We start from the raw sequence: 22,006 nt of genomic DNA, 5'->3' as shown, positions 1-22,006 counted from the left end.
GAAACCATGACCACAAAAACCGATCCTGATTCCTGCGTGATTTTCCATGAACACCGCGCGGCCAACGGCCGGGTGATCGCCCAGGCGACGCTGAACAGCGAACGCACGCTGAATGCGCTGACGCTGGACATGATCCGGCTGCTGCACGCGCAGCTGACGCGCTGGCGCGACGATCCTGCGGTGGTGCTGGTGCTGCTGACCGGCAGCGGCGAGCGCGCGTTCTGCGCTGGCGGTGACGTGCGTGCGCTGGCGCAGGCCCTGTCCCGCGACCCGGCGTCGGCCGGTCCGTTTGCGACGACCTATTTTCATGACGAGTACGCACTCGACTATGCAATACACGGCTATCCAAAACCGATTCTGGTCTGGGGCAGCGGCATCGTCATGGGCGGCGGTCTGGGGCTGATGGCCGGCGCCAGCCATCGCGTCGTAACGGAAACCTCGCGCATCGCCATGCCGGAAATCAGTATCGGCCTGTTCCCGGATGTCGGCGGCAGCTGGTTCCTGAACCGCATGCCTGGCCGCATCGGGCTGTTCCTCGGCCTGACCGGGGCGCCGCTGAATGCCGCCGACGCGCAGTTCGTCGGCCTGGCCGATTTTGCCCTGCGTTCGACCGAGCTGCCGGCGCTGAGCGATGCCCTGCTGTCGACGGACTGGAGCGGCGAGACCGGGCAGGATGGCGCCCGGCTGTCGGCCTTGCTGCGCGAGCGGGCTGCCCTCGCCGCCGAGGCCATGCCGGCCGGTCGGGTCCACGCCCATTATGACCGCATCCAGGAACTGACCGATGCCGACAGCCTGAGTGATGTGGCGGCCCGCTTCCGGACGGCTTCCGATGACATCGACCCGTGGATCCGGGATGCGGTGCGTACCTTTGCCGCCGGCTGCCCGACCACGGCCGGGCTGGTGTGGGAGATCCGCCGGCGCGCCCGGCATCTGGGCCTGGCCGATGTGTTCCGGCTGGAACTGATCCTTGCGGTGCAGTGCTGCCTGCGCGGCGAGTTCGTCGAAGGAGTGCGGGCGCGGCTGATCGACAAGGACAATGCACCGCGCTGGAAACCGGCCGATCTCGCCGGCCTGGATGCGGACTGGATCGACGGCTTCTTTGTGCCGCCGTGGCAGGTGCATCCGCTGGCGTCGCTCTAGCACCTGCTGCTGTCCCGGGCCGGTCAGGCCCGGACCGGCGGCCGGTACCAGGCCGAGGCGGTTTCGAGCAGCGCGGCATTGATGCGCTCGACCTGGCGCAGCAGCTTGATGTTCAGCCACACATAGCCGACCGCCTCGAAACCGGCGTCGCTGGCGCCGGCCGGCAGCGCGGTGACCTCGGCCTGCGGCGCGTAGCCGATGCGCGTCAGCCGGTCGAGCCGGTCGAATTTCAGTGCATGGGCCGTGGTGCGCATCAGCGCCTGGGCCCGGCGCTGGTTATGTTCCACCTGCTTGCGCATCGACGCGAACTCGGCATGGCGGCTCGGGTTGCGGCAGACCTCGACCATCAGTTCCAGCAGGCCGAGCATATTGCGCTGGGTGCGCTGGATGCGGTCCAGCTCGGCAACCGTCAGTGACACTTCGCCGGCCACGGCACTCATCAGCCCGCGCTGGGCGATCAGCCGCTTGTTGAGCCGGTCGAAGGTTTCCTGCACCGTGGCCTCGTCCGGCAGGTCCAGCACGGCGACCCGGCCGTAGAGTGCCGCGCAGTCGCGCAGATTGTCGGCCAGCAGGTATTTCCAGTGATTGACCGCCCGCTGCGGCAGCAGACGGGCGAACATCAGCGCAATCATGCCGCCAAGCTGCACGTTCAGCGCGCGCCACAGCGCGGTCTCGAACGAGTTGTCGCCATGCCCGGCGACGATGGTCAGCGTGACCCCCGCAATCAGCGCGATATAGCCGAGCTTGCCGATGGCCAGGTAGCCGCTGGCGGCCGCGCAGGCACCCATCCACAGATAGCAGGCCAGCGGCGAACGGCCGTACAGATAAATGGCAACGATGCCGGCCAGGGCGCCGCCAACGGTACCGATGCCGCGCTGGCGCGCCTTCTGGTACACGCTGCCTAGATGTGGCAGCGAGCCCATGACAATCAGCAGGGTGACCGACATCCAGGCGCCGTCCGGCACCTTGAACACGACCGACAGGGCGACGGTGACCAGATAGCCGAGCGCGACCCGCAAAGCGTGCAGGGCCGGATAGTGCTGGTGGATCGAATAGGGCGACAGCAGGCGCTGGACGCGGCGGAAGACGGAATGCACGGGATATATATCAGTAAATACTTATGCGTATGGTAGACGGGGTGACGGGGAAAAGGAAAGGCAAGAATCAGACCTGTCCCCGCCCCGGTGTGCCGATATCGGCTATCAAGAAAGCATGGCGGGTGTACATGACGGCCATGCGTGTACTCAATGGGTAAATCATGTTCAGAAATACTGAATCAATGGCGCGGATTATTTCGCTATTTCCGTGACGGCCAGATGGCTACCATTCAATGGTCAACCTTCCGTTGTTATGGGTTTTCACCGGAACGGGGCCGGTAAATATTGCCTCGGTCGATCAAAGGAGCCGAATCATGAATGCTGTCGTCAACCGCAGCCGCGAAGTGGAACGCCTGCAGGCCGGCATGCCGACCTCCGACGGTGCCGGGGTGCGGCTGCTGCGGGTGCTGACCCAGGAACTGCAGCGCCGGCTCGACCCGTTCCTGATGCTGGACGAATTCCGCTCCGACAACCCGGACGACTATATCGCCGGCTTTCCCGACCACCCGCACCGCGGTTTTCAGACCGTGACCTATATGCTCGATGGCCGCATGCGCCATCGCGACAGCCACGGCAACGAAGGCCTGCTCGGCCCGGGCGGCGTGCAGTGGATGAATGCCGGCCGCGGACTGGTGCACTCGGAACTGCCGGAGCAGGCGGACGGGCTGATGCACGGCTTCCAGCTGTGGATCAACCTGCCGGCGGCCCGCAAGATGAGCGAGCCGGGCTACCGTGATATCCCGGCGTCGGCGATCCCGCAGACGACAACGGCCGGCGGCGTGACGATCAAGGTCATTGCCGGCGAGGCCGATGGCCTGCGTGGCGCGGTGCAGGAGGCCGATACCGAGCCGCTGTATCTCGACCTCGAACTGCCGGCCGGCGCGACCCATTCGCTGCCGCTGCCGCCGTCGCACAATGCCTTCGTGTATGTGTACGCCGGTGAAGCGACGATTGGCGGGCGAACCGTCGGCGAACAGCGGCTGGCCGTGCTCGGCAATGACCCCGCCGCCGATGGCGTGACGCTGTCGACGGTCAGTGGCGCCCGCGTGCTGGTGCTGGCCGGCCGGCCACTGGGCGAACCGATCGCGCAGTGGGGCCCGTTCGTGATGAACAGCCGTGGCGAGGTCGAACAGGCCATCGACGATTTCCGCAACGGCCGTTTCTGATCCTTTCAACGCGTTATCCCGCAGGAGTCCAGCATGACCCAGATCCGCTCGCGCATTGCTTCCAGGATCCGCGACATCGGTTTTCCGGTGCGCCGCCTGTTGCCGGCCTTCGAGGCCCGTTCGGTCGGCCCGTTCGTGTTTCTCGACCATATGGGCCCGGCCGGGTTCGCCCGCACCGGCACTGAGGGCGATGTGCGGCCGCACCCGCATATCGGTCTGGCCACGGTCACCTATCTGTTCTCCGGCGCCTTCATGCATCGCGACAGTCTTGGCACGCTGCAGCGCATCGAACCGGGCGCGATCAACTGGATGACCGCCGGTCGCGGCGTGGTGCATTCGGAGCGCATCCCGGCCGATGTCCGCGCCCGGGGCGAAGCGGTAGAAGGCATTCAGATGTGGGTCGCCCTGCCGCAGGCGCATGAGGACGATGCGCCGGGCTTCTGGCATCACCCGGCCGGGACGTTGCCGACGCTGACTTTGCCCGGCGTGGCACTGCGGGTGCTGGTCGGCGATGCGTTCGGGCTGACATCGCCGGTCAGGACCTATGACCGCACGCTGTTCGTGGCGGCCGAGCTTGAGGCCGACGCGACGTTCACGCTGCCGGCCGGGCACCCGGAACGTGCCGTCTACGTGGTCTCCGGCTGTGCGACGGTCGGCGGCGAACGGGTCGAGGCCGGCACGCTGGTGGTGCTGGAACCCGGCACCGACGTGCCGGTCCGGGCCGACACGGCCGCGCGGCTGATGCTGGTCGGCGGCGATCCGCTCGACGGGCCGCGCTATATGTGGTGGAACTTCGTGTCCAGCTCCAGGGCGCGCATCGAACAGGCGAAGGCCGACTGGAAGGCGGACCGCTTCGAACCGGTGCCGGGCGAGAGCGAATGGATACCGCTGCCGGAAAAATAAGCAGCCATCATGCGCGTTTTAAAACCAATAGAATCAGCGATGTAACGCAGAATGACGGCATAGTCTGTCCACATCGGAAAAGTAGAAACATTAAATTGGATTAATCGCCGGTGGCGGTCGACACTGCAGATCTCCGTCGCCCGACCGTCCTTCCCGCAGCCCCGGACGACGTGCACGGCTTTCGCCGGACAGGCTGCTGTTCCGCCAGCGGTCTGCCCATGTTGCAATCTGAGGCCGTTGCCAAGACGGCCAGGAGATCCTCTGATGGCACGACTACCCCTGACAACCGGTGCCGGCGCACCGGTGGCTGACAACAACAATGTGATGACTGCCGGTCCGCGAGGACCGATGTTGCTGCAGGATGTCTGGTTCCTGGAAAAACTGGCCCATTTCGATCGTGAAGTCATCCCCGAGCGACGCATGCACGCCAAGGGGTCGGCTGCCTACGGCACCTTTACCGTCACCCATGACATCAGCCGCTATACCCGGGCCAGGCTGTTCTCGCAGGTCGGCAAGCAGACCGACCTGTTCGTGCGTTTCTCGACCGTGGCCGGCGAGCGCGGTGCGGCGGATGCCGAGCGCGACATTCGCGGTTTCGCGATGAAGTTCTACACCGAGGAAGGCAACTGGGACCTGGTCGGCAACAACACCCCGGTGTTCTACCTGCGCGATCCGCTGAAGTTCCCCGACCTCAATCATGTGGTCAAGCGCGACCCGCGCACCAATCTGCGCAATGCGACTTTCAAGTGGGATTTCTTCTCGCTGCTGCCGGAATCGCTGCACCAGCTGACGATCGACTTCAGCGACCGCGGCCTGCCGCGTTCGTACCGGCACATGCATGGCTTCGGCAGCCATACCTTCAGCTTCATCAACGCGCAGAACGAGCGCTTCTGGGTCAAGTTCCACTTCAAGACCCAGCAGGGTATCGCCTGTCTGGGCAGCGCCGAGGCCGAGGCGATCATTGCCCGCGACCGTGAAAGCTCGCAGCGCGACCTGTACGACGCGATCGAACGCGGCGACTTTCCGCGCTGGAAACTGTTCGTGCAGATCATGCCGGAGCAGGAAGCGGGCTCGTACCGGATCAATCCGTTCGACCTGACCAAGGTCTGGCCGCATGGCGACTACCCGCTGATCGAGGTCGGCGAGTTCGAACTGAACCGCAACCCGGACAACTACTTCGCCGAAGTCGAGCAGTCGGCATTCAACCCGGGCCATGTCGTGCCGGGCATCGGCTTCTCGCCGGACAAGATGCTGCAGGGCCGGCTGTTCTCGTATGGCGATGCCCACCGCTACCGGCTCGGCGTCAATCACCAGCAGATCCCGGTCAACGCGCCGCGCTGTCCGTTCCATACCTACCACCGCGACGGCGCGATGCGCGTCGATGGCAACAATGGCGACAGGCGCGTCAGCTATGAGCCGAACAGCTTCGACCAATGGCAGGAACAGCCGGACTTCGCCGAACCGCCGTTGACGCTGGAAGGCGCGGCCGACCACTGGAACCATCGCGTCGACGAGGACTACTACTCGCAGCCGGGCGCGCTGTTCCGGCTGCTCGATGCGGCCCAGCAGCAACGGCTGTTCGACAATATCGCTGACGACATGCGCGAGGTGCCGGAAGCGATCCAGCGCCGCCAGATCGCCCATTTCTCCAAAGCCGACCCGGCCTATGGCGCCGGCGTGGCGAAGGCGCTGGGGCTGACGCTGTAACGCTATCCGCCATGCCGGGACCAGAAACCGCCGCGCCTTGCGCGGCGGTTTCTGTCGTCCGGCTGGCCGGACTGATAGGCTGGCGTCTTTAGATCTCGGGGATGGCCGGGTGGAAAGCCTGTACGTTGCGCTGGTGCTGTTCTCGGCCCTGCTGCATGCCAGCTGGAATGCGCTGCTGCACCAGAGTCGGGACAAGCTGTGGCAGACCGGCATGATGGCGGTGCCGTGCGGGCTGGCCGGGCTGGCCGGCGTGCTGCTGCTGCCGGCGCCGGCAGCGGCCAGCTGGCCGTATATCGGTGCGTCGGCGCTGCTGGAGCTCGGTTATTCGCTGGCGCTGATCCGTGCCTACCGCAGCGGCGACTTCGGCCGGGTGTATCCGGTAGCGCGCGGCATGTCGCCGCTGCTGGTCACGCTCGGCGCCTGGGCCTTTGGCGGCGAGCGGCCGGGGCTGGTCGTGGCTGGCGGCATCCTGATGGTGTCGGCCGGCATCGTGTCGCTGGCCTATCGCCGCCGTGGGCTGGCCGCCAGCGGCGGGATGGGCGCGGCGGTGCTGACCGGCTGCTTTATCGCCTCCTATACCGTGGTTGACGGCATCGGCGTGCGGCTGGCCGGCGATCCGTTCGCGTATATCGCCTGGGTCTACCTGCTGTTCAACCTGCCGCTGCTGGCGCTGGTGCTTCGCGCCGGCGGCGATCCGCGCCCGCGTCTGGCCGACCGTCGCGCCGTGCTGACCGGCATGCTCGGCGGCGTGGTGTCGCTGTGTGCGTACGGGCTGGTGATTTCGGCGCTGCGCGTGCTGCCGATGGGCCAGGTGTCGGCGCTGCGCGAACTGAGCAGCCTGTTCGGCGTGCTGCTTGGCTGGCTGTGGCTGGGCGAGAAGCCGACGCCGCTGCGTGTCGCCGCCTGCGTGCTGATGGTGGGCGGGGTGCTGATGTTGCGGATGTAGTTGCCCGCCGGCCCCGGCTCGCGGCACAGTGGGCGATCTTTTCCCGGAGTGATTCACCGATGACATCGAGCCTGGTCAGTGACTACCTGCGGCGCAATGCGCTGGATCTGTCCGTCGACGCGATCGTCGCCAGTATCGGCACCCTGCGCGCCGCGCTGGCGGTACCGGTGGTGGTCGACGACGAAGACGCGCTGTACCGTTACCGGGTACCGGAAGTGTCGGCCGATGGTGCCTGTTCGCTGTTCGACCAGCTGGCGGCACAGCCGTACGACCTGGCTGGCGTGCTCGGCGGCCGTGATGCGGCCAGAACCCGCTTGCTGCAACGCCTGAACCGGCTGGTGCAGACCGTCAACGCGCAGGTGGGTGCCGACTGGCTTGGCATCTATCGCCGGCTGCCGGTCGCCGCTGGCGAGGCGCTGGTCAAACTGGCCTGTGTCGGGCTGCCGAGCCGGGCCGAGTTCCCGCTCGACGCGGCATTTGCCGCCCACAGCAACAACAGCACGGTCGGCCTGTCCGGACGGGGCATGGTCATCGATGACGTGGCCATCCACGCGGCCGGCGGCGGCAGCTACTACGTGTGCGATCCGAAGGTGCGCGCCGAAGCCTGCCTGCCGGTGTATGCCGCTGACGGTACGGTGGCCGGCATTATCGACGCCGAGGCGGCGCCGGCCGGTTTCTTTACCCCGGCGCGGCAGGTCGTGCTGGTGGCACTGTGCGTGCTGCTGTCGGCCGAGTTCGCCTGAACCGCCTCAGCAACAGGCCAGCGAGTCGCCGGTGGCGTGCGCCAGCGGCAGCGCGAACGCGGCCGGTTGCGGGTGGCGGGCGTGGGCGAGCACGCCGCCGACCAGGATGATGGCCGGGCTGGCCAGCCCGGCGTCGAGCGCATCGGTCAGCGTCGCCAGCGAGCCACACCATTGCCGCTCGTCGACGCGGCTGGCGTTCATCACTACGGCGGCCGGCGTGTCGGCCGGCTTGCCGGCGCGGCACAGGGCATCGCGGATGTCGGCCAGCCGGCTCATGCCCATGTAGATCACCAGCGTGGTGCCGCTGGCACACAGCGCCGGCCAGTCCGGGCCACCGTCGTCGGCGGTGTGCGCGGTGACAAATGTCACGCCATGACCGAAATCGCGGTGGGTCAGACCGACGCCGAGCGATTGTGCCGCCGCCATGCCGCTGGTCAGCCCGTTGACGATCTCGACCTCGATGCCGTGCGCGGCCAGATAGGCGAGCTCCTCGCCGCCACGGCCGAACAGGGTCGGGTCGCCGCCCTTGACCCGGGCGACCGAGCGGCCGGCCAGCGCATGGGCCAGCGCGCGTTCGTTGATGTCGGCCTGGCGCATCGAACAGCGCCCGCCGCGCTTGCCGACGTATTCGAGCACGGCGTCGGGACGCGCATGCTGGTGGATCTCCTCGCCGACCAGATCATCGATCAGCCAGACATCGACCTGGCCCAGCACGCGGGCGGCGCGCAGGGTCAGCAGATCGGCGCTGCCGGGGCCGGCGCCGACCAGCCAGACCTTGCCCGGTTGGGTTGCTCTTTCCATGTGCGGACTCCTCAGTGACTGGTTCCCGACGAACGGGTGGTCTTGTTGAATACATTGTATTTGCCGATCGGCTTGTCCATCGGCAAGCGCTTGATCTCTCGGAAAGTCGCCGCATCGTAAACCACCAGCGCGCCATCGCGCTCCATCACGCTGACCAGCGCGTATTTGCCGTCACGGGTGAACTCCACATGCGCGGCCGTACGGCCGGGGCTCGGTGTCACGCTGCCGACCACGGCCAGGCTCTGCTTGTCGATGATCTGCAGGGTATCGCGGCGCGGACTCATCATCGCGTCGGTCCACGCATACGGCGTGCGTTCGTGGCTGCGGATAAAGAACCCCGGACCATTGGTGGCGATTTCGCCGACCGTCTGCCAGTTCTGCATGTCGATCACGCTGATGCGGCCGTCCTTCAGGTTTGGCGACGCCATCACGTCATGGCCGTCGCGCTGCCAGGTAATGCCGCTGCCGAGGTGCGGCATGCCGCTCAGCGCGAGATCGGCGACCTTGCGGCCGGCGTCGAGGTCGATGACCTGGCCGCGTCCGCTGCGCGAGGCGCCGAGGATGTGGCGGTAGGACTGGTCGAAGAAAAAGTCGTCGAGCACGTCGTCGAAGGCGATCCGGCGCGGCGCAAGCTGCGGGGCGGTGCCGGCCCGTCCGTTGCGGTACGGTATTTCCCAGACCTCGGCCAGATCCTTCAGCGCCACGATGAAGCTGCCGCGCGGCGCGGCGTCATAGACCGCCGATACCCGCGACGGCGCACCGTCAGTGCCGCGCACCGTCAGGCTGCGGCGCAGTTCCAGCGTTCTGGCGTCGAGCAGGACCAGCGTGTTCGGCAGATAGTTGCCGACCAGCACCCAGCGTCCGTCGTCACTGACCGCCAGATTGCGGGTGTTGAGACCGGCGCGGATCTCGGCCACGGTCTTCAGGTTCCACAGGTCGTACTTGCTGATCCAGCCGTCGCGGCTGGCAAAGTACACATAGCGGCCGTCGCGGCTGTACTTGGGACCGCCATGCAGGGCGAAGCGGCTCTGGAAGCGATGGATCGGCTCCAGCGTGTCGCCGTCGAGCACGGTGACGTGATGGCTGCCGGCCTCGACCACCAGGAACAGATTGGCTGGATCGGCGCGGAATTGCGGCCGGTCCGGCAGGCTGCCGGGCCGGACATGGACGATACGCGACGCGCGGATGTCGCTGTCGCGCCAGTGCGGCGGCGACGGCGGATCGCTGCGCAGGAAGGTGGCCAGCGCATCGATATCGGCCGCCGACAGCGTGGCGGCGAAGCCGGCCATCTGCGTGGCCGGGCGGCCGTCACGGATGGTGGCCAGCAGCTCGGCCGGTTTCAGCCGTTCCAGGCTTTGCGGCAACAGCGCCGGCCCCATGGCGCCGAGGCGATCGGTGCCGTGGCAGCTTGCGCACTGCTGCCGGTACAGGGCCGGCGCATCGGGCGGGGCGGCCGTCGCCAGGGTGGCGACGGCCAGCGAACAGCAGGCGAGCAGCAGGCGCAGTGTCATGCCGTCACCTCGCATCGCAGCGGCCGGGTTTCGGCATCGCTCAGATAGCAGCCGGGATCCTCCGCCCACGGGTTGCCACTGACGGCGAAGGCGCGCACCCGGGTATTGCCATTGCAGATCTCGCGGTGCGCACAGCCCGCGCAGCGGCCCTCCAGCGGTCGCGGCCGCGATTTCAGCCCGTCCATCAGCGGATGGCTGCGGTCGGCCCAGATCTCGCCGAACGGCCGTTCGCGCACATTGCCCAGCCCGACCTGCCACCACATGGTGTCCGGATGGACGTTGCCGAGATTGTCGATATTGGCGACGCCGATGCCGGTGGCGTTGCCGCCCCACTGCAGCAGCCGGGCGCGCAGGTCGTCGACGCGGTGCGGGAAGCGCCGGGCGACCCAGTGCAGCAGGTAGACGCCGTCGGCATCGTTGTTGCCGGTCACGAAATCGCCGGCGCGTTCCTGCCGCGCGCGCGACCAGACATGGGCGAACAGCCAGTCCATCGCCTGACGGGTGGCGACGTGGCGGGCATCCTGGCGCTGGTGCTTGCGACCGCGTCCGGCGTAGTTGAAGTGGGACAGGTAGAACTTGTCCAGCCCCTCGTCCTCGGTCAGGGCGACCAGCGCCGGCAGATCGGCGGCATTGGATTCGGTCAGGGTCATGCGCACGCCGACGCGCAGGCCGGCGTCGCGGGCGATGCGGATACCGGCCAGGGCGTCGTCGAAGGCACCGGCACGCTGGCGGAACACGTCGTGCACCGGCTTCAGTCCGTCGAGGCTGACGCCGTAGTAGTCGACGCCGCAATCGGCCAGTTCGCGGGCGATGGCAGGGTCGAGCAGGGTACCGTTGCTGGACACCGACACATGCAGGCCGAGCGCCTTGGCCCGGCGGGCGATAGCGAACAGGTCCGGCCGCAGCAGCGGCTCGCCGCCGGACAGGATCACCGCCGGCACGCCGGCGGCATGCAACTGGTCGAGGACGGTGAATACCTCGGCCGTGGACAGCTCACCGGCAAAGTCGGTGTCGGCCGAGGTCGAATAGCAGTGCTTGCAGGTCAGGTTGCAGCGGCGGATCAGGTTCCAGATCACCACCGGGCCGCGCGGCCGCCGCGGGGTGGCAATGGGACCGTTGTCGCGCAGTGCTTCCATGAATCGGGACAGACGGAACATGACATTACTCCCCGGTCAGGCGCAGGCCGGTTTTTTTCAGGATTCGGGTCGAATAGAGCACATCGCGTCCATGGCAGGCGGCGCCGAGTACGGCGGCGATGCGATCGCCGAGGGCCGCCGCTTCGACGCGGTCGTGGGCATGGACCATGGCGAACAGGTTGTACGGCCAGTCCGGCAGACGGCGCGGGCGCAGGTAGCAGTGGCTGACGAAGGGCAGCCGGGCCACTTCCGCGCCGAGTGCATCGGCCTCTGCGTCGTCGACGTTCCAGACCGTCATGCCATTGGCGAGATAGCCGAGCGCATAGTGGTTCGGTACCGCGGCGATGCGCCGCAGCAGGCCGTCTTCGCGCATGGCTGCCAGCCGGGCGATGATATCGGCCTCGGTGGTGCCGAGCGCGCTGGCGAGGGCAAGGTAGGGTTCCGGCACCAGCGGCAACCCCGACTGCGTGGCGCGTATCAGCGCCCGGTCCAGCGGGTCGAGCATGTCGTTTCCCTTGCGTGGCATTGTGCTGACAGCATAAAAATGACCGGGGGGCCGGCGCCTTAACGCAGATCAATGGCGGCGGTCGGGCCCGGTCCGGATCTCAGGCTTCCAGCCGCAGATGGACGATGAATTCGCGCTGTTTCGGGAACGGCAGCACCGGCACGCCGGCCGCGGCAGCGATCCGGGCCAGGGTATCGTCCAGTGTGCCGGCGAACTCGATGGCAACCACGAACCACAGGTTCAGGTGGTGTTCGCGCGCGTAATTGTGCGCAACTTCCGGGAACGCGTTGATGGCGTCGACAATGGCGTCGAACCGTTCTGCCGGTGCATGACACGCGCACAGCACGAAACGGCCGCCGGCGCGCTCGATCTGGAACAGCGGGCCGAAGCGGGTCAGCACGCCGCGCGCCAGCAGCGCATCGAGCCGCGCCAGCAGCGTGTCTTCGTCCAGCCCCAGTGCGGCTGCCGCTGCCGCATACGGGCGTGAAACCAGCGGAAAACCGTCCTGCAGCCGGTTGATGATCAGGCGGTCGGTGTCGTCGAGCGGCATCAGGCTGGCGTCGTTGTGTCGCATGGGGACTCCTCGCAGGCATAGCGTGCGCCGCGCTGGCGGTAGCAGGTGGTGCTGGGCAGCACCAACCGGGGATGGGGGGCCAGACCGGCATGGCGGACCACGCCGGCGATATCGTCCGCCATTGCCTGGCTGGAACGGGCGTGGATCATGGCGAACAGGTTGTACGGCCAGCCGGGCCGGCGCGGTCGCCGGTAGCACAGGTTTACCGCCGGGTGGGCGGCGAGGCGCTTGCCGATGGCGTCGACGTCGGTGTCCGGTACGTCCCAGACGCACATGGCATTGCTGCGGTAGCCGAATTCGCGGTGGCGCAGCACCACGCCGAAGCGACGGATCACGCCGCTGTCGCACCAGGTGCGCAGCCGTTCGCCAACCTGCCCGGGACTCAGGCCGGCCATGGCCGCCAGTGCCTCGTATGGCTGCGCCACCAGTGGCAGGCCGCGCTCCAGCGCGGCGATCAGCCGCCAGTCCGCTGCATCGAGTACCGGTCGCGCCACCGGTGTCCGGGGCGTTCGCTGCCGTTGCGGGCCGTCGAGGGCGAAACCGAGATCGATGTGGTACTCGCGCTCCAGCGGCAGGTCGAGCGGCGGGAGACCGGTCGCGATGGCAATATCGTCCAGCGCGGCATCGAGCTGCCCCCGGTCGCGGCCGGTCAGCACGAACCACAGGTTGCAGGCATGACCATGGCGGGCATAGTTGTGGTTGACCAGCGGACAGGCATTGACCCGCGCGGCCATCTCGTCCAGTGCATCGGGCGGCACGGCCAGCGCGGCCAGTGTGCTGGCGCCGATCACGTTCGGCGCGAATACCGCGCCGATGCGGCTGATGCGGCCGGACTGCAGCCCGGCCGCCAGCCGGGCCAGCAGGTCCGCCTCGTCGAGACCACAGGCCGCGGCGGCGACATGATACGGGCGGGACTGCAGCGGAAAATCGCGCTGCAGCGTGTCGAACAGGGCGCGATCATCGGACATGGGCGCTACATGCCGAAGCGGTAGGCGCGCGGGGTGAAGAACACGCCGCTCGGGTTGTCGGCCGGCAGCGAGGCGACCGGGGTCAGCGTGTCGGTACGGTAGACCTCGACCCGATTGTCGTCGCGGCACGAGAACCAGATTTCCTCGCCCTTCGGCGTGAACTCCATGTGCAGCACGCCCCGGCACGGTTTCAGCGTGCGGACCACACGCCGGCTCCGGGTATCGATGACCTGCAGGGTGTCATTGTCGGGGAAGGCGAAATTGACCCAGACCTGGCGGCCGTCCGGACGCGCCATGACGAAGACCGGCTGGCCGGCGACCGCGACGCGGGCGTTTTCCTTCCAGCCGTCGCGGGTGTCGGCGACCAGCACTTCATGGCGGCCGATGGCCGGCAGCCAGGCTTCGCCCTGGGCGATGGCCCAGCCGCGCAGGTGCGGCATCTTGTACACCGGCAGCGGCGTTTCTCCCCGGCCATAGCCGGACATGACCTTGCGTACCGCCGGCGGGTCCTGCCACAGATCGACCCGGGCCAGCCCGTCCTCGCCGTACAGGCCGGCCAGATAATGGCGCCCGTCCGGCGTGACCAGTGCATCGTACGGCTGCTTGCCGGCGGCGAGTTTGTCCACTTTCGGGTGCGCGGGGTCGCTGGCGTCGATCAGCCAGATCTCTCCCGACTCGAACAGGCTGGCGGCGAAGCGCTGGCCGGGCAGGTCGACCAGACCGACCACCTTCGAGCGGCGGCCGTCCGCGCCGATGGCCGGGATGTCCGCCAGCGGCTTCAGCGTGGCGGCATCGAACAGGCGGATGCCGCCCGGTTCGTAGTTCTGCGCGGCCACGATGCGGCCATCCTGGCTGATGGCGCCGCCAATGGAATTGCCGGCCTGCACCACGCGATGGGTGATGCGGGCCGACAGCAGATCGATGCGCGTCAGACCGCCATCACGGCCGAACACATACGCATAGCGGGTGTCGCGCGAGAACACTACCGACGCGTGCGACAGGTCGCCCAGCCCGCTGACGGTGGCCAGGCGCTGATGCTGCGTGGTATCGACAATCTGGGCGCGGCCGGTCGCCCGTTCGATGATCAGGCCCAGGTCGCCGGTACCGCGTGCGGCCGGGGCGGTGCTGCAACCGGCCAGTGCGCTCAGGCAGGCCAGCGCAAGCGCGGGAATCAGGGCACGGCGAGAGGATCGCCGCGCTGCAATCGTTCGATCAGCCATACGGCCTCGTCTTCAGTCAGAAACGGTCGCCACGGCGGCATTGCCGTGCCGGGACGCCCGTCAAGCAGCGTGGCCACCAGACCCGACGCCGGCTTGTCCGCCAGGGCGGCGGCGGTCAGCGGCGAGCCGAGCCCGCCCTGGCGCGTCATGCCGTGGCAGGCGCCGCAGTCGTCGCGCAGCCAGTGCGCGAGCTGGCGCTGGCGCTGTGGCGAGGGCGGGTCGGTGGCGAAGGCCGGTGCCGAGACCAGCATGGCGAACAGCGCCATGCCGGCGAGCCGGCACCGGTTTACAGCGACAGGATCCATTTGGCCAGCGTCCTGGCATCGCCTTCGGACACATTGTTGGCCGGCATCGGGATCGGACCCCACTTGCCGCTGCTGCCCTTGATGATCGACTGCACCATCTGGGCTTCCATGTTCTTGCCCTTGTATTTTGTGGCGATGTCCTTGTACGCCGGACCGACCAGTTTCTTGTCGACGGTGTGGCAAGACATGCAGTTCTTGCTCTTGGCCAGGGCTTCGTTGGCCTGGGCGGCGCCGCTGACGAGCAGGGCGCCGAAGGCGAAAGCGGTCACGATAAGGTTGTGCATGGTGGAACTCCGGTTGGCGGACAAAAACAGGCGGGCAGGGAAGGGCTCCCTGCCCGCCATCGGATCAATACACGTCGTGCTGGGTATTGTGGACGTTGAACTTGCCGGTCGGCGTGATCAGCTTCGGATCCTTGATCACGGCCTTCAGCTTGCGGGTCTTGTCATCGACCACGACCAGTGCGGACTCCTGGTCCTTGGTGCCCCAGACCGAGAACCACACTTCGTCGCCGGCCTGGTTGTACTCGGCCTGCACCACGCGCTTGGCACCGGCGCCCTTCAACTGGGCCCACTCGACGATCGGCAGTACTTCATAGCCGCTCTGCAGCTTGCTGATATCGAACACGGCCACCGACTGGTTCAGCTTCGCGTCCGGGTTCAGCGGGGTGTCGACCCACAGGTTCTTCGACTTCGGATTGGTCTTGATGAACAGCGAACCGCCACCCTGGCCCTTCAGCGTCTCGACCACCTTCCAGGCACTGGCCTTGTGCTTGACCGGATCGGTACCGATCAGGCTGATCGTGTCGTCGCCGAGATGGCTGGTGGCCCAGACCGGACCGAATTTCGGATGGACGAAGTTCGCGCCGCGACCCGGGTGCGGCGTCTTGCCGACGTCGACCAGTGCGGCCAGCTTGTCTTCCTTGGTATCGACCACGGCGACCTTGTTCGACGCGTTGGCGGCAACCAGGAAGTAGCGGCCGGTGGAGTCGAAACCGCCGTCATGCAGGAACTTGGCCGAGTCGATGGTGGTGGTTTTCAGGTTCTTCAGGTCGGTGTAGTCGACCATCATGATCTTGCCGGTTTCCTTGGCATTGACCACGAACTCGGGGCGGTAGTGGCTGGCGGCGATGGAGGCCACGCGCGGCTCGGGGTGATATTCGCCATCGACCGTCATCCCGCGGGTCGACACGATTTTCAGCGGCTTCAGCGTGCTGCCTTCCATGATGACGTACTGCGGCGGCCAGTAGGTGCCGGCGATCGCGTACTTGTCTTCGTAGCCCTTGAACTTGGAGGTTTCGACCGAACGCGCTTCCAGGCCGACCTTGACTTCCGCAACCCGGTCAGGCACCGGCATCCACAGGTCGATCAGGTCGATCTTGGCGTCGCGGCCGATCACGAACAGGTAGCGTCCCGAGGCCGACATGCGCGAAATGTGGACGGCGTAGCCGGTCTTGATGATGTTGATGATCTTCTTGCTGTCGCCGTCGATCAGCGCAACCTCACCCGCGTCGCGCAGGGTGACCGAGAACAGGTTGTCGAGGTTCAGCTTGTTCATCTTCCGGGTCGGACGCTTGCTGACCGGAACGAGTTCCTTGTAGCTCTTCTCCATGTCCGCCAGCGAGTACTCCGGCGGTGTCGGCGGTTCCTGCTGGACGTAGCGCGCCATCAGGTCGACTTCCTCGTCGGTGAAGTCGCCGGACGTGCCCCAGTTCGGCATGCCGGCCGGGCTGCCGTACTTGATGAAGGTCTTCAGATACTCGCTGCCGCGCTCCAGGGTGATGTCCGGTGTCAGCGGCTTGCCGGTAGCGCCCTTGCGCAGCACGCCGTGACAGCCGGCGCAGCGTTCGAAATAGATCTGCCTGGCCTTGGTGAATTCGGCCTCGGTCATCTTCGGTGCTTTGGGATTGGCATTCTTGTGCAGGCCGTCGTCGGCGGCGTAAGCCTGCCCGACCACCAGTGGCAGCAGCGCCAGCGCCGGGAGAATCCAGCGGGGGAACCGTCTCGCTTTCATGGTTCTTCTTTCTGTTGCAGGTTGGAGAAAGAGGGGAAAACCGTGACCTGGAATGGCGCCGGCCGGGCTGGCGTCATGTCCATGGGGTGCGAGGGCATGACAGTCATTCCATTGACGATGACATGCTGATGGACAAGCGGAAAATGCTCATTGATTCGCGTCAAGGTGCCGGCATGACGCCGGGCGGGCAGTGACGGAAGGCGGGAAGGCGGATTGCCGCCGGCCGGGTGGCCGGCGGCAGGAGGAATCAGGCGTCCGGGGCGGCCTTGTGGGTGACCACCGTGCACTGGTACACGCCGCCGAAGAAGGTGCGCTTGTTCCAGTCGAAACGGTCGGCATGGGTCGCGTAATGGCTGAGTTCGTGCTTCCACACCGCGTTGGCGAACGGTTCCAGCCAGGCGTTGACCACCTTCAGGATCCAGCGGATCGGCTGCCACATCGACGGCCGGTGGTAGTCGACGAACACCGCCTTGCCACCGACCGGCACCCGCGCCAGCATGTGGTCGACGATTTCGCGCTTCTTGTCTTCCGGCACTTCATGCAGCAAAAAGAAGCTGCAGATCAGGTCATATTCACCATGTCCGTCGAAATGGGCGGCGTCGGCACGATACACTTGCGCCCATGGCCGGCCGGCCAGCTTGCGTTCGGCGTGCTCGACCTGTGCCGGCGTGATGTCGGTCAGGTGGAAGCTGCCCTGCGGACCGACCTTGTCGGCGACGCGGGTCACCAGATCGCCGTAGACATGGGCGACCTGCCAGACGCGCATGCCGGGGCGGATCTCGTTCAGATAGGCCCGCATCAGGCGCTGGTCGTTGCCGAACAGCAGGACGCGAACCACAAGGTTGTGGTCGAGCCGATCGACCTGGACCGGATTGACATAGGCCCAGTCATAGACGTCGACCATGTAATCGGGCACACCTTCGTAATAGGGGTCGACCACGTCATTGGTCAGTGGGGCGGCGCTAGTCTGAGTGTCCATCCTGATGTAATGCCTCGTGGAAAATCTTAGGCTAGTTGAGGCGATCCGGAATTTTATTGAGATGGATCATGTAAATCAGCAATCACTTATGCAGTATATCGACGAAAGATATTCGATTTCCCGATGCGCGCTGGCCAGCGATGCGGCACAGTGACGCGTTTTCAACATTGACGAGTGGTGAGCGAACGAATTATGGACATCCGCTGGATCGAGGATTTCCTGAGTGTGGCGTCTTCCCGCAGCTTTTCACGCGCGGCGGAGGAACGGCACATCTCGCAGCCGTCGCTCAGTCGTCACATTCAGGCGCTGGAACACTGGGTCGGCGTACCGCTGATCGAGCGTCGCGGCCTGCCACTGACGCTGACGCCGGAAGGCGTGCTGTTCCGTGACAATGCCGAGCACTTCCTGCGCCGGCTGCTGGAGACGCGCAGCATGCTGCGCGGCGAGGTCAATCCGGACGCACATTCATTGAGGGTCATTGCCGGGCATTCACTGTCGGTGAATTTCGTGCCGTCGTGGCTGCAGACGGTACGGCAGGACTACAGCGACATCAGCGTGCGGGCGGTGACCGCCAGCATCAACAAGGCGATCAAGGCCCTGTCGGACGGCTCGGCCGACCTGCTGCTGTGCTATCACCATACCGAGCTGCCGGTGCTGCTGGACGAGACGCGCTACGCGTTCCTGCCGCTGGGCGACACCGTACTGTTGCCGGTGTCGGCGCCGGGCCTCGACGGTCGGCCGCGTTACGCGCTGCCGGGGACCCGTCAGGTGCCGGTACCGCTGATCTCGTTTGCGACCGGCGCCTACCTGCGTCGCGCCGTGCAGTACCTGCTGGACCACGCCGGCCAGCCGTATGCCCTGCTGCGACGCTATGAGTCGGACATGTCCGACCAGGCCAAGGAGCTGGTGCTGCAGGGGCTGGGCATGGCCTGGCTGCCGGAAATGGTGGTCAGCCAGGAACTGGCCGAGGGCCGGCTGGTCCGCGCTGGCGGCCAGCGCTGGCAATTGCCGCTCGGCATCCGCCTGTATTGCGACCTGAACAATCGCAAGCCGGCGCTGGTGCGGCTGTGGCAGCACCTGAGCGGTCGCGACCTGCCGGACTGAGTCCGCGCCCCCCGTGTGGCCCGACCGGACGCAGGATTCGGGGGCTGCATGGGCACTTATTCATTCCACGCATACCCGGCATCTGAATACGCATCGCCGGACGCGTTTCCGTCTGCATCATGACGCATGACGCCGGATGGGCCGGCGCGCAGCGAGTGAGGGTGGAATGAATTCGGTTGACAAGAGGGTCGGGCAGCGCCGCTTCGGCATCGTCGGCGGGGTCGGTGCGCTGGCAGGCGCCGACGTGCTGTTCAAGCTGGTCCAGCGCGCGGCGCGCCAGGGCGAGGCCCAGCCTGACGTGCTGCTGGAGCAGCAGCCATTGAGCGAAGGCGACGCCGTGGCCCGGGGCGAGGCCGATCCGCGCGAGAGCAAGTTCTACGTATTCAACATCGTCCGGCACTTCGAGAGCCAGGGTGTCGACCGGGTGCTGTTGCCGTCGTTCATCTGCCATACCTTCCTCGACGACATCCAGGCCGAAACCGCGCTGCCGATCGTCAACCTGATGACGGCAGTCACCGACCATCTCGAACGCGAGCTGCCGGCCGGCACGCCGCTTGGCGTGCTGACCTGCGACTACGTGCGCCGTGCCGGCCTGCTCGAAAGCCATCTCGGCGCGCGCCATCCGCTGCATTACCCGTCCGCCGACGCCCAGGCCGGGCTGATGGAGGCGATCTACGGCCCGCGCGGGCTCAAGGCCGGCTACCTCGACGATGCCGCGCTGGAAGCCGTGATGCAGGCCTGCCGCAGTCTGCAGGCTGACGGGGTCGGGGTCATCCTCGCCGCCTCGACCGAAGTGGCGCTGCTGGCCGAACGACTGGCCGCCCGCGGCATCCGGCTGATCGACAGCAACCGGGTCTATGCTGACCATGCGCTGGAGCGCGATGCCGTGCCGGCCGGTGAGCCGGTCAAGGTCGGTATCGTCGGCGGCGTCGGACCGGCGGCGACGGTGGATTTCATGGACAAGCTGGTCAGGCTGACACGGGCGCAGCGCGACCAGGAACACGTGCGGCTGCTGGTCGAACACAATCCGCAGATTCCGGACCGGACCGCGCACATCCTCGGCCGCGGGCCGGACCCGTCGATCGCGCTGTATGCCGCCTGCAAGCGGCTGGAGGCCGGCGGTGCGGCGATGATCGCCATTCCGTGCAATACCGCGCATGCCTACCTTGGCGACCTGCAGCCGCATCTGTCGATCCCGGTCATCAGCATGCCGGACGTGACCATGGCACGGATTGCCGAACGCTACCCGCACTGTCCGCCGGTCGGGCTGCTGGCCACCAGCGGCACGATGAGCAGCGGCGTCTACCGCCGGGCGGCCGAGCGCGCCGGCCTGACGCTGATCGTGCCGGACGACGCCCATCAGGCGCAGGTGATGAATGCCATCTACGGCGACAAGGGGGTCAAGGCCGGCTTTGTCGACGGCGAGTGCCGCGCCGACCTGCTGGCCGCTGCCCGCCATCTGGCCGATCGCGGCGCCGAAGTGCTGATCCTCGGCTGCACCGAACTGCCACTGATCGTGCCGGGCGAGGACGTCCTGAACCTTGGCGGTCGCGAGGTCGGTCTGGTCGACCCGACCCGGGAACTGGCGCGTCGTTGCGTCGAACTGGCGCAGGGGGCGTGACCGGGGAAGACCGACTGTCGCCTTGCCGCAACCGCAAGCCGTCCCCTTTTTGACGGCTTGCCGGGCCGGCTGGTGCCATTGTCGTCGGGCATGACCCGGTTCGGGCAACGCCTGAAGCCATGCCGGCCCGCTATGGACTCAGGAGAAAATGATCATGATGCGCAATGACATGCCCGCCGGGACCGACAAGGTATTGATGGATCCGGGATTCACGGATGCTGAAAAACGGTCCGCAAAAGCCCTGCTGGCGGCCAGGTTCAACAATCTGGTCAATCAGCGTGGTCTGACACAGGCCGTTGTTCACAAGGCGTTGACCGCCGCCGGCATCGGGAAGCGATCCCCCGTTTTCATTTGAAAATGATTCAAATGGCGGCCTGATTATCGGCATGCGGCTCGCCGGGCAGAATGGCACGGCCTCTTCCACCGAGTCCGGAGCCCTGCCGCCATGCCTACCGCTTCCCCGTTGTTCACCCCGACCGTCATTGCCGGTCACGCCGTGCCGCACCGCGTGGTCATGGCACCGATGACCCGCTGCCGCAGCACCCAGCCCGGCGATGTGCCCAATGCGCTGAATGCGCGCTACTACGCCCAGCGCGCATCGGCTGCGCTGATCGTGACCGAGGCGACGCAGATCTCGCCGCAAGGCAAGGGTTACTCGTTCACGCCCGGTATCCACAGTGACGCGCAGGTGGCCGGCTGGCGTCTGGTGACCGATGCCGTCCATGCCGCCGGCGGGCGGATCTTCCTGCAGCTCTGGCATGTGGGACGCATGTCCCACCCGGATTTCCACCATGGTGAATTGCCGGTTGCGCCGTCGGCCGTGCCGTTCGACGGCCAGGTGTGGAGGGCTGATCCGCAGACCGGGATCGGCGCCATGGTCGCCTGCCCGACGCCGCGCGCGCTGGAGCGGGATGAAATCCGCGGCATCGTCGACGACTTTCGCCGCGCGGCGCGACGGGCGCTGGACGCCGGCTTCGACGGTGTCGAGATCCATGGCGCCAACGGCTATCTGCTCGACCAGTTCCTGCGCACGACCTCGAACACCCGCACCGATGAATACGGCGGCTCGCGTGACAAGCGGTTGCGCTTTCTGCGGGAAGTGGTCGATGCCGTGGCCGGGGAAATCGGTGCCGCACGCACTGCCATCCGCCTGGCGCCGTTCCTGACCGCGCGCGGGATGGCCTGCCCGGACATTCTGCCGACCCTGCTGGAGGCGGCCACTTATCTGCAGGCGCGCGGCATTGCCTATCTGCACCTGGTCGAAGCCGACTGGGACGATGCGCCGCCGTTTACCGAGACGTTCCGCCAGGACATTCGTGCCCGCTTCAGCCGGCCGATCATCGTGGCCGGCAAATACGACCGTGCCCGCGCCGAGTGGGTGATCGGCAACGGTTATGCCGACCTGGTCGCCTTCGGCCGCGCCTTTATTGCCAACCCGGACCTGCCGCGCCGGCTGGCCGACGGCCTGCCGCTGGCTTCATTCGACGGCAACACGCTGTTTGGCGGCGATGCCCGTGGCTACAGCGACTACCCGGCCGCCGCCTGACTTTCCCCTTACCCTGCAAAG

22 protein-coding genes are annotated in these 22,006 nt (G+C 66.8%); 10 read left to right on the top strand and 12 right to left on the bottom strand.

Annotation, left to right across the window (positions count from 1 at the left end):
- Positions 1-6: 6 nt before the first annotated feature.
- Positions 7-1,140, top strand: a complete 1,134-nt coding sequence (locus DFO50_RS16965; protein ID WP_028499212.1) for an enoyl-CoA hydratase/isomerase family protein — start codon at positions 7-9, stop codon at positions 1,138-1,140.
- 23 nt (positions 1,141-1,163) lie between these two features.
- Here DFO50_RS16965 and DFO50_RS16960 read toward each other — a convergent pair whose 3' ends face one another.
- On the bottom strand, positions 1,164-2,237 hold the full coding sequence (locus tag DFO50_RS16960) for an FUSC family protein (RefSeq protein ID WP_158537492.1): 1,074 nt from the start codon (positions 2,235-2,237) through the stop codon (positions 1,164-1,166).
- Between the two features lie 314 nt (positions 2,238-2,551).
- On the opposite strand from DFO50_RS16960, the gene DFO50_RS16955 reads away from it, so the two are divergent.
- From DFO50_RS16955 to DFO50_RS16935, 5 genes are all read left to right on the top strand, one after another.
- Positions 2,552-3,403 carry a pirin family protein gene (locus tag DFO50_RS16955; protein ID WP_028499214.1) on the top strand — a complete coding sequence of 284 codons (852 nt, stop codon included), beginning with the start codon at positions 2,552-2,554 and terminating at the stop codon, positions 3,401-3,403.
- A gap of 33 nt (positions 3,404-3,436) precedes the next feature.
- Complete coding sequence (locus DFO50_RS16950; protein ID WP_028499215.1) at positions 3,437-4,306, top strand: pirin family protein; 870 nt, start codon at positions 3,437-3,439, stop codon at positions 4,304-4,306.
- 264 nt (positions 4,307-4,570) lie between these two features.
- On the top strand, positions 4,571-6,013 hold the full coding sequence (gene katA, locus DFO50_RS16945) for a catalase KatA (RefSeq protein WP_112692903.1): 1,443 nt from the start codon (positions 4,571-4,573) through the stop codon (positions 6,011-6,013).
- 109 nt (positions 6,014-6,122) lie between these two features.
- Positions 6,123-6,959, top strand: coding sequence for a DMT family transporter (locus DFO50_RS16940; RefSeq protein WP_028499217.1), 837 nt, complete (start codon positions 6,123-6,125; stop codon positions 6,957-6,959).
- A gap of 59 nt (positions 6,960-7,018) precedes the next feature.
- Positions 7,019-7,702, top strand: a complete 684-nt coding sequence (locus tag DFO50_RS16935) for a GAF domain-containing protein (RefSeq protein ID WP_028499218.1) — start codon at positions 7,019-7,021, stop codon at positions 7,700-7,702.
- A gap of 6 nt (positions 7,703-7,708) precedes the next feature.
- Here DFO50_RS16935 and cobA read toward each other — a convergent pair whose 3' ends face one another.
- The 11 genes from cobA to rquA all read right to left on the bottom strand — a co-directional run bounded on the left by cobA (position 7,709) and on the right by rquA (position 17,714).
- Positions 7,709-8,503: a uroporphyrinogen-III C-methyltransferase gene (gene cobA, locus DFO50_RS16930; RefSeq protein WP_112692902.1), complete on the bottom strand. Its 795-nt coding sequence runs from the start codon at positions 8,501-8,503 to the stop codon at positions 7,709-7,711.
- Between the two features lie 11 nt (positions 8,504-8,514).
- Positions 8,515-10,014: a nitrite reductase gene (locus DFO50_RS16925; protein WP_112692901.1), complete on the bottom strand. Its 1,500-nt coding sequence runs from the start codon at positions 10,012-10,014 to the stop codon at positions 8,515-8,517.
- Positions 10,011-11,171 (bottom strand): heme d1 biosynthesis radical SAM protein NirJ, encoded by a 1,161-nt coding sequence (gene nirJ / locus DFO50_RS16920; RefSeq protein ID WP_107889096.1) that lies wholly within the window; start codon positions 11,169-11,171, stop codon positions 10,011-10,013. The genes DFO50_RS16925 and nirJ overlap by 4 nt, the downstream gene beginning before the upstream one ends.
- 4 nt (positions 11,172-11,175) lie before the next feature.
- On the bottom strand, positions 11,176-11,655 hold the full coding sequence (locus DFO50_RS16915; protein WP_107889097.1) for an AsnC family transcriptional regulator: 480 nt from the start codon (positions 11,653-11,655) through the stop codon (positions 11,176-11,178).
- Positions 11,656-11,755: 100 nt separating this feature from the next.
- On the bottom strand, positions 11,756-12,229 hold the full coding sequence (locus tag DFO50_RS16910) for an AsnC family transcriptional regulator (protein ID WP_199489881.1): 474 nt from the start codon (positions 12,227-12,229) through the stop codon (positions 11,756-11,758).
- Complete coding sequence (locus DFO50_RS16905; protein ID WP_112692900.1) at positions 12,205-13,197, bottom strand: Lrp/AsnC family transcriptional regulator; 993 nt, start codon at positions 13,195-13,197, stop codon at positions 12,205-12,207. The genes DFO50_RS16910 and DFO50_RS16905 overlap by 25 nt, the downstream gene beginning before the upstream one ends.
- 5 nt (positions 13,198-13,202) lie before the next feature.
- The gene (locus DFO50_RS16900; protein ID WP_107889098.1) at positions 13,203-14,417 is read right to left on the bottom strand and encodes a cytochrome D1 domain-containing protein; all 1,215 of its coding nucleotides are present in this window, start codon (positions 14,415-14,417) and stop codon (positions 13,203-13,205) included.
- Positions 14,369-14,722 carry a cytochrome c gene (locus tag DFO50_RS16895; RefSeq protein ID WP_028499225.1) on the bottom strand — a complete coding sequence of 118 codons (354 nt, stop codon included), beginning with the start codon at positions 14,720-14,722 and terminating at the stop codon, positions 14,369-14,371. Before DFO50_RS16895 ends, DFO50_RS16900 begins: the two co-directional genes overlap by 49 nt.
- Positions 14,704-15,006 carry a c-type cytochrome gene (locus tag DFO50_RS16890; RefSeq protein WP_028499226.1) on the bottom strand — a complete coding sequence of 101 codons (303 nt, stop codon included), beginning with the start codon at positions 15,004-15,006 and terminating at the stop codon, positions 14,704-14,706. Before DFO50_RS16890 ends, DFO50_RS16895 begins: the two co-directional genes overlap by 19 nt.
- Before the next feature lie 64 nt (positions 15,007-15,070).
- Positions 15,071-16,735 (bottom strand): nitrite reductase, encoded by a 1,665-nt coding sequence (locus DFO50_RS16885; protein ID WP_107889100.1) that lies wholly within the window; start codon positions 16,733-16,735, stop codon positions 15,071-15,073.
- Between the two features lie 247 nt (positions 16,736-16,982).
- The gene (gene rquA, locus DFO50_RS16880) at positions 16,983-17,714 is read right to left on the bottom strand and encodes a rhodoquinone biosynthesis methyltransferase RquA (protein WP_051528847.1); all 732 of its coding nucleotides are present in this window, start codon (positions 17,712-17,714) and stop codon (positions 16,983-16,985) included.
- A gap of 177 nt (positions 17,715-17,891) precedes the next feature.
- Between rquA and DFO50_RS16875 the strand changes: the two genes are divergently transcribed.
- The 4 genes from DFO50_RS16875 to DFO50_RS16860 all read left to right on the top strand — a co-directional run bounded on the left by DFO50_RS16875 (position 17,892) and on the right by DFO50_RS16860 (position 21,985).
- The gene (locus DFO50_RS16875; RefSeq protein WP_146745128.1) at positions 17,892-18,818 is read left to right on the top strand and encodes a LysR substrate-binding domain-containing protein; all 927 of its coding nucleotides are present in this window, start codon (positions 17,892-17,894) and stop codon (positions 18,816-18,818) included.
- 166 nt (positions 18,819-18,984) lie between these two features.
- Positions 18,985-20,439 (top strand): aspartate/glutamate racemase family protein, encoded by a 1,455-nt coding sequence (locus tag DFO50_RS16870; RefSeq protein ID WP_028499230.1) that lies wholly within the window; start codon positions 18,985-18,987, stop codon positions 20,437-20,439.
- A gap of 154 nt (positions 20,440-20,593) precedes the next feature.
- Positions 20,594-20,794, top strand: a complete 201-nt coding sequence (locus DFO50_RS16865) for a hypothetical protein (RefSeq protein ID WP_146745127.1) — start codon at positions 20,594-20,596, stop codon at positions 20,792-20,794.
- A gap of 90 nt (positions 20,795-20,884) precedes the next feature.
- Positions 20,885-21,985: an alkene reductase gene (locus DFO50_RS16860; RefSeq protein ID WP_028499231.1), complete on the top strand. Its 1,101-nt coding sequence runs from the start codon at positions 20,885-20,887 to the stop codon at positions 21,983-21,985.
- Positions 21,986-22,006: the final 21 nt, after the last annotated feature.

Origin of the sequence: Microvirgula sp. AG722, from assembly GCF_003269145.1 — a bacterium.
Taxonomy (GTDB): Bacteria; Pseudomonadota; Gammaproteobacteria; order Burkholderiales; family Aquaspirillaceae; genus Microvirgula; species Microvirgula aerodenitrificans.
This window is presented reverse-complemented; position numbering and strand designations above follow the sequence as displayed.

Bases quoted from the DNA above. Each gene is read 5' to 3' on its own strand.
- DFO50_RS16890 (WP_028499226.1), bottom strand. From the start codon at position 15,006: ATGCACAACCTTATCGTGACCGCTTTCGCCTTCGGCGCCCTGCTCGTC.
- DFO50_RS16865 (WP_146745127.1), top strand. From the start codon at position 20,594: ATGATGCGCAATGACATGCCCGCCGGGACCGACAAGGTATTGATGGAT.
- DFO50_RS16895 (WP_028499225.1), bottom strand. From the start codon at position 14,722: ATGGATCCTGTCGCTGTAAACCGGTGCCGGCTCGCCGGCATGGCGCTG.
- katA (WP_112692903.1), top strand. From the start codon at position 4,571: ATGGCACGACTACCCCTGACAACCGGTGCCGGCGCACCGGTGGCTGAC.
- rquA (WP_051528847.1), bottom strand. From the start codon at position 17,714: ATGGACACTCAGACTAGCGCCGCCCCACTGACCAATGACGTGGTCGAC.
- nirJ (WP_107889096.1), bottom strand. From the start codon at position 11,171: ATGTTCCGTCTGTCCCGATTCATGGAAGCACTGCGCGACAACGGTCCC.
- DFO50_RS16905 (WP_112692900.1), bottom strand. From the start codon at position 13,197: ATGTCCGATGATCGCGCCCTGTTCGACACGCTGCAGCGCGATTTTCCG.
- DFO50_RS16915 (WP_107889097.1), bottom strand. From the start codon at position 11,655: ATGCTCGACCCGCTGGACCGGGCGCTGATACGCGCCACGCAGTCGGGG.
- DFO50_RS16965 (WP_028499212.1), top strand. From the start codon at position 7: ATGACCACAAAAACCGATCCTGATTCCTGCGTGATTTTCCATGAACAC.
- DFO50_RS16950 (WP_028499215.1), top strand. From the start codon at position 3,437: ATGACCCAGATCCGCTCGCGCATTGCTTCCAGGATCCGCGACATCGGT.
- cobA (WP_112692902.1), bottom strand. From the start codon at position 8,503: ATGGAAAGAGCAACCCAACCGGGCAAGGTCTGGCTGGTCGGCGCCGGC.
- DFO50_RS16885 (WP_107889100.1), bottom strand. From the start codon at position 16,735: ATGAAAGCGAGACGGTTCCCCCGCTGGATTCTCCCGGCGCTGGCGCTG.
- DFO50_RS16955 (WP_028499214.1), top strand. From the start codon at position 2,552: ATGAATGCTGTCGTCAACCGCAGCCGCGAAGTGGAACGCCTGCAGGCC.
- DFO50_RS16900 (WP_107889098.1), bottom strand. From the start codon at position 14,417: ATGGCTGATCGAACGATTGCAGCGCGGCGATCCTCTCGCCGTGCCCTG.
- DFO50_RS16935 (WP_028499218.1), top strand. From the start codon at position 7,019: ATGACATCGAGCCTGGTCAGTGACTACCTGCGGCGCAATGCGCTGGAT.
- DFO50_RS16925 (WP_112692901.1), bottom strand. From the start codon at position 10,014: ATGACACTGCGCCTGCTGCTCGCCTGCTGTTCGCTGGCCGTCGCCACC.
- DFO50_RS16870 (WP_028499230.1), top strand. From the start codon at position 18,985: ATGAATTCGGTTGACAAGAGGGTCGGGCAGCGCCGCTTCGGCATCGTC.
- DFO50_RS16910 (WP_199489881.1), bottom strand. From the start codon at position 12,229: ATGCGACACAACGACGCCAGCCTGATGCCGCTCGACGACACCGACCGC.
- DFO50_RS16860 (WP_028499231.1), top strand. From the start codon at position 20,885: ATGCCTACCGCTTCCCCGTTGTTCACCCCGACCGTCATTGCCGGTCAC.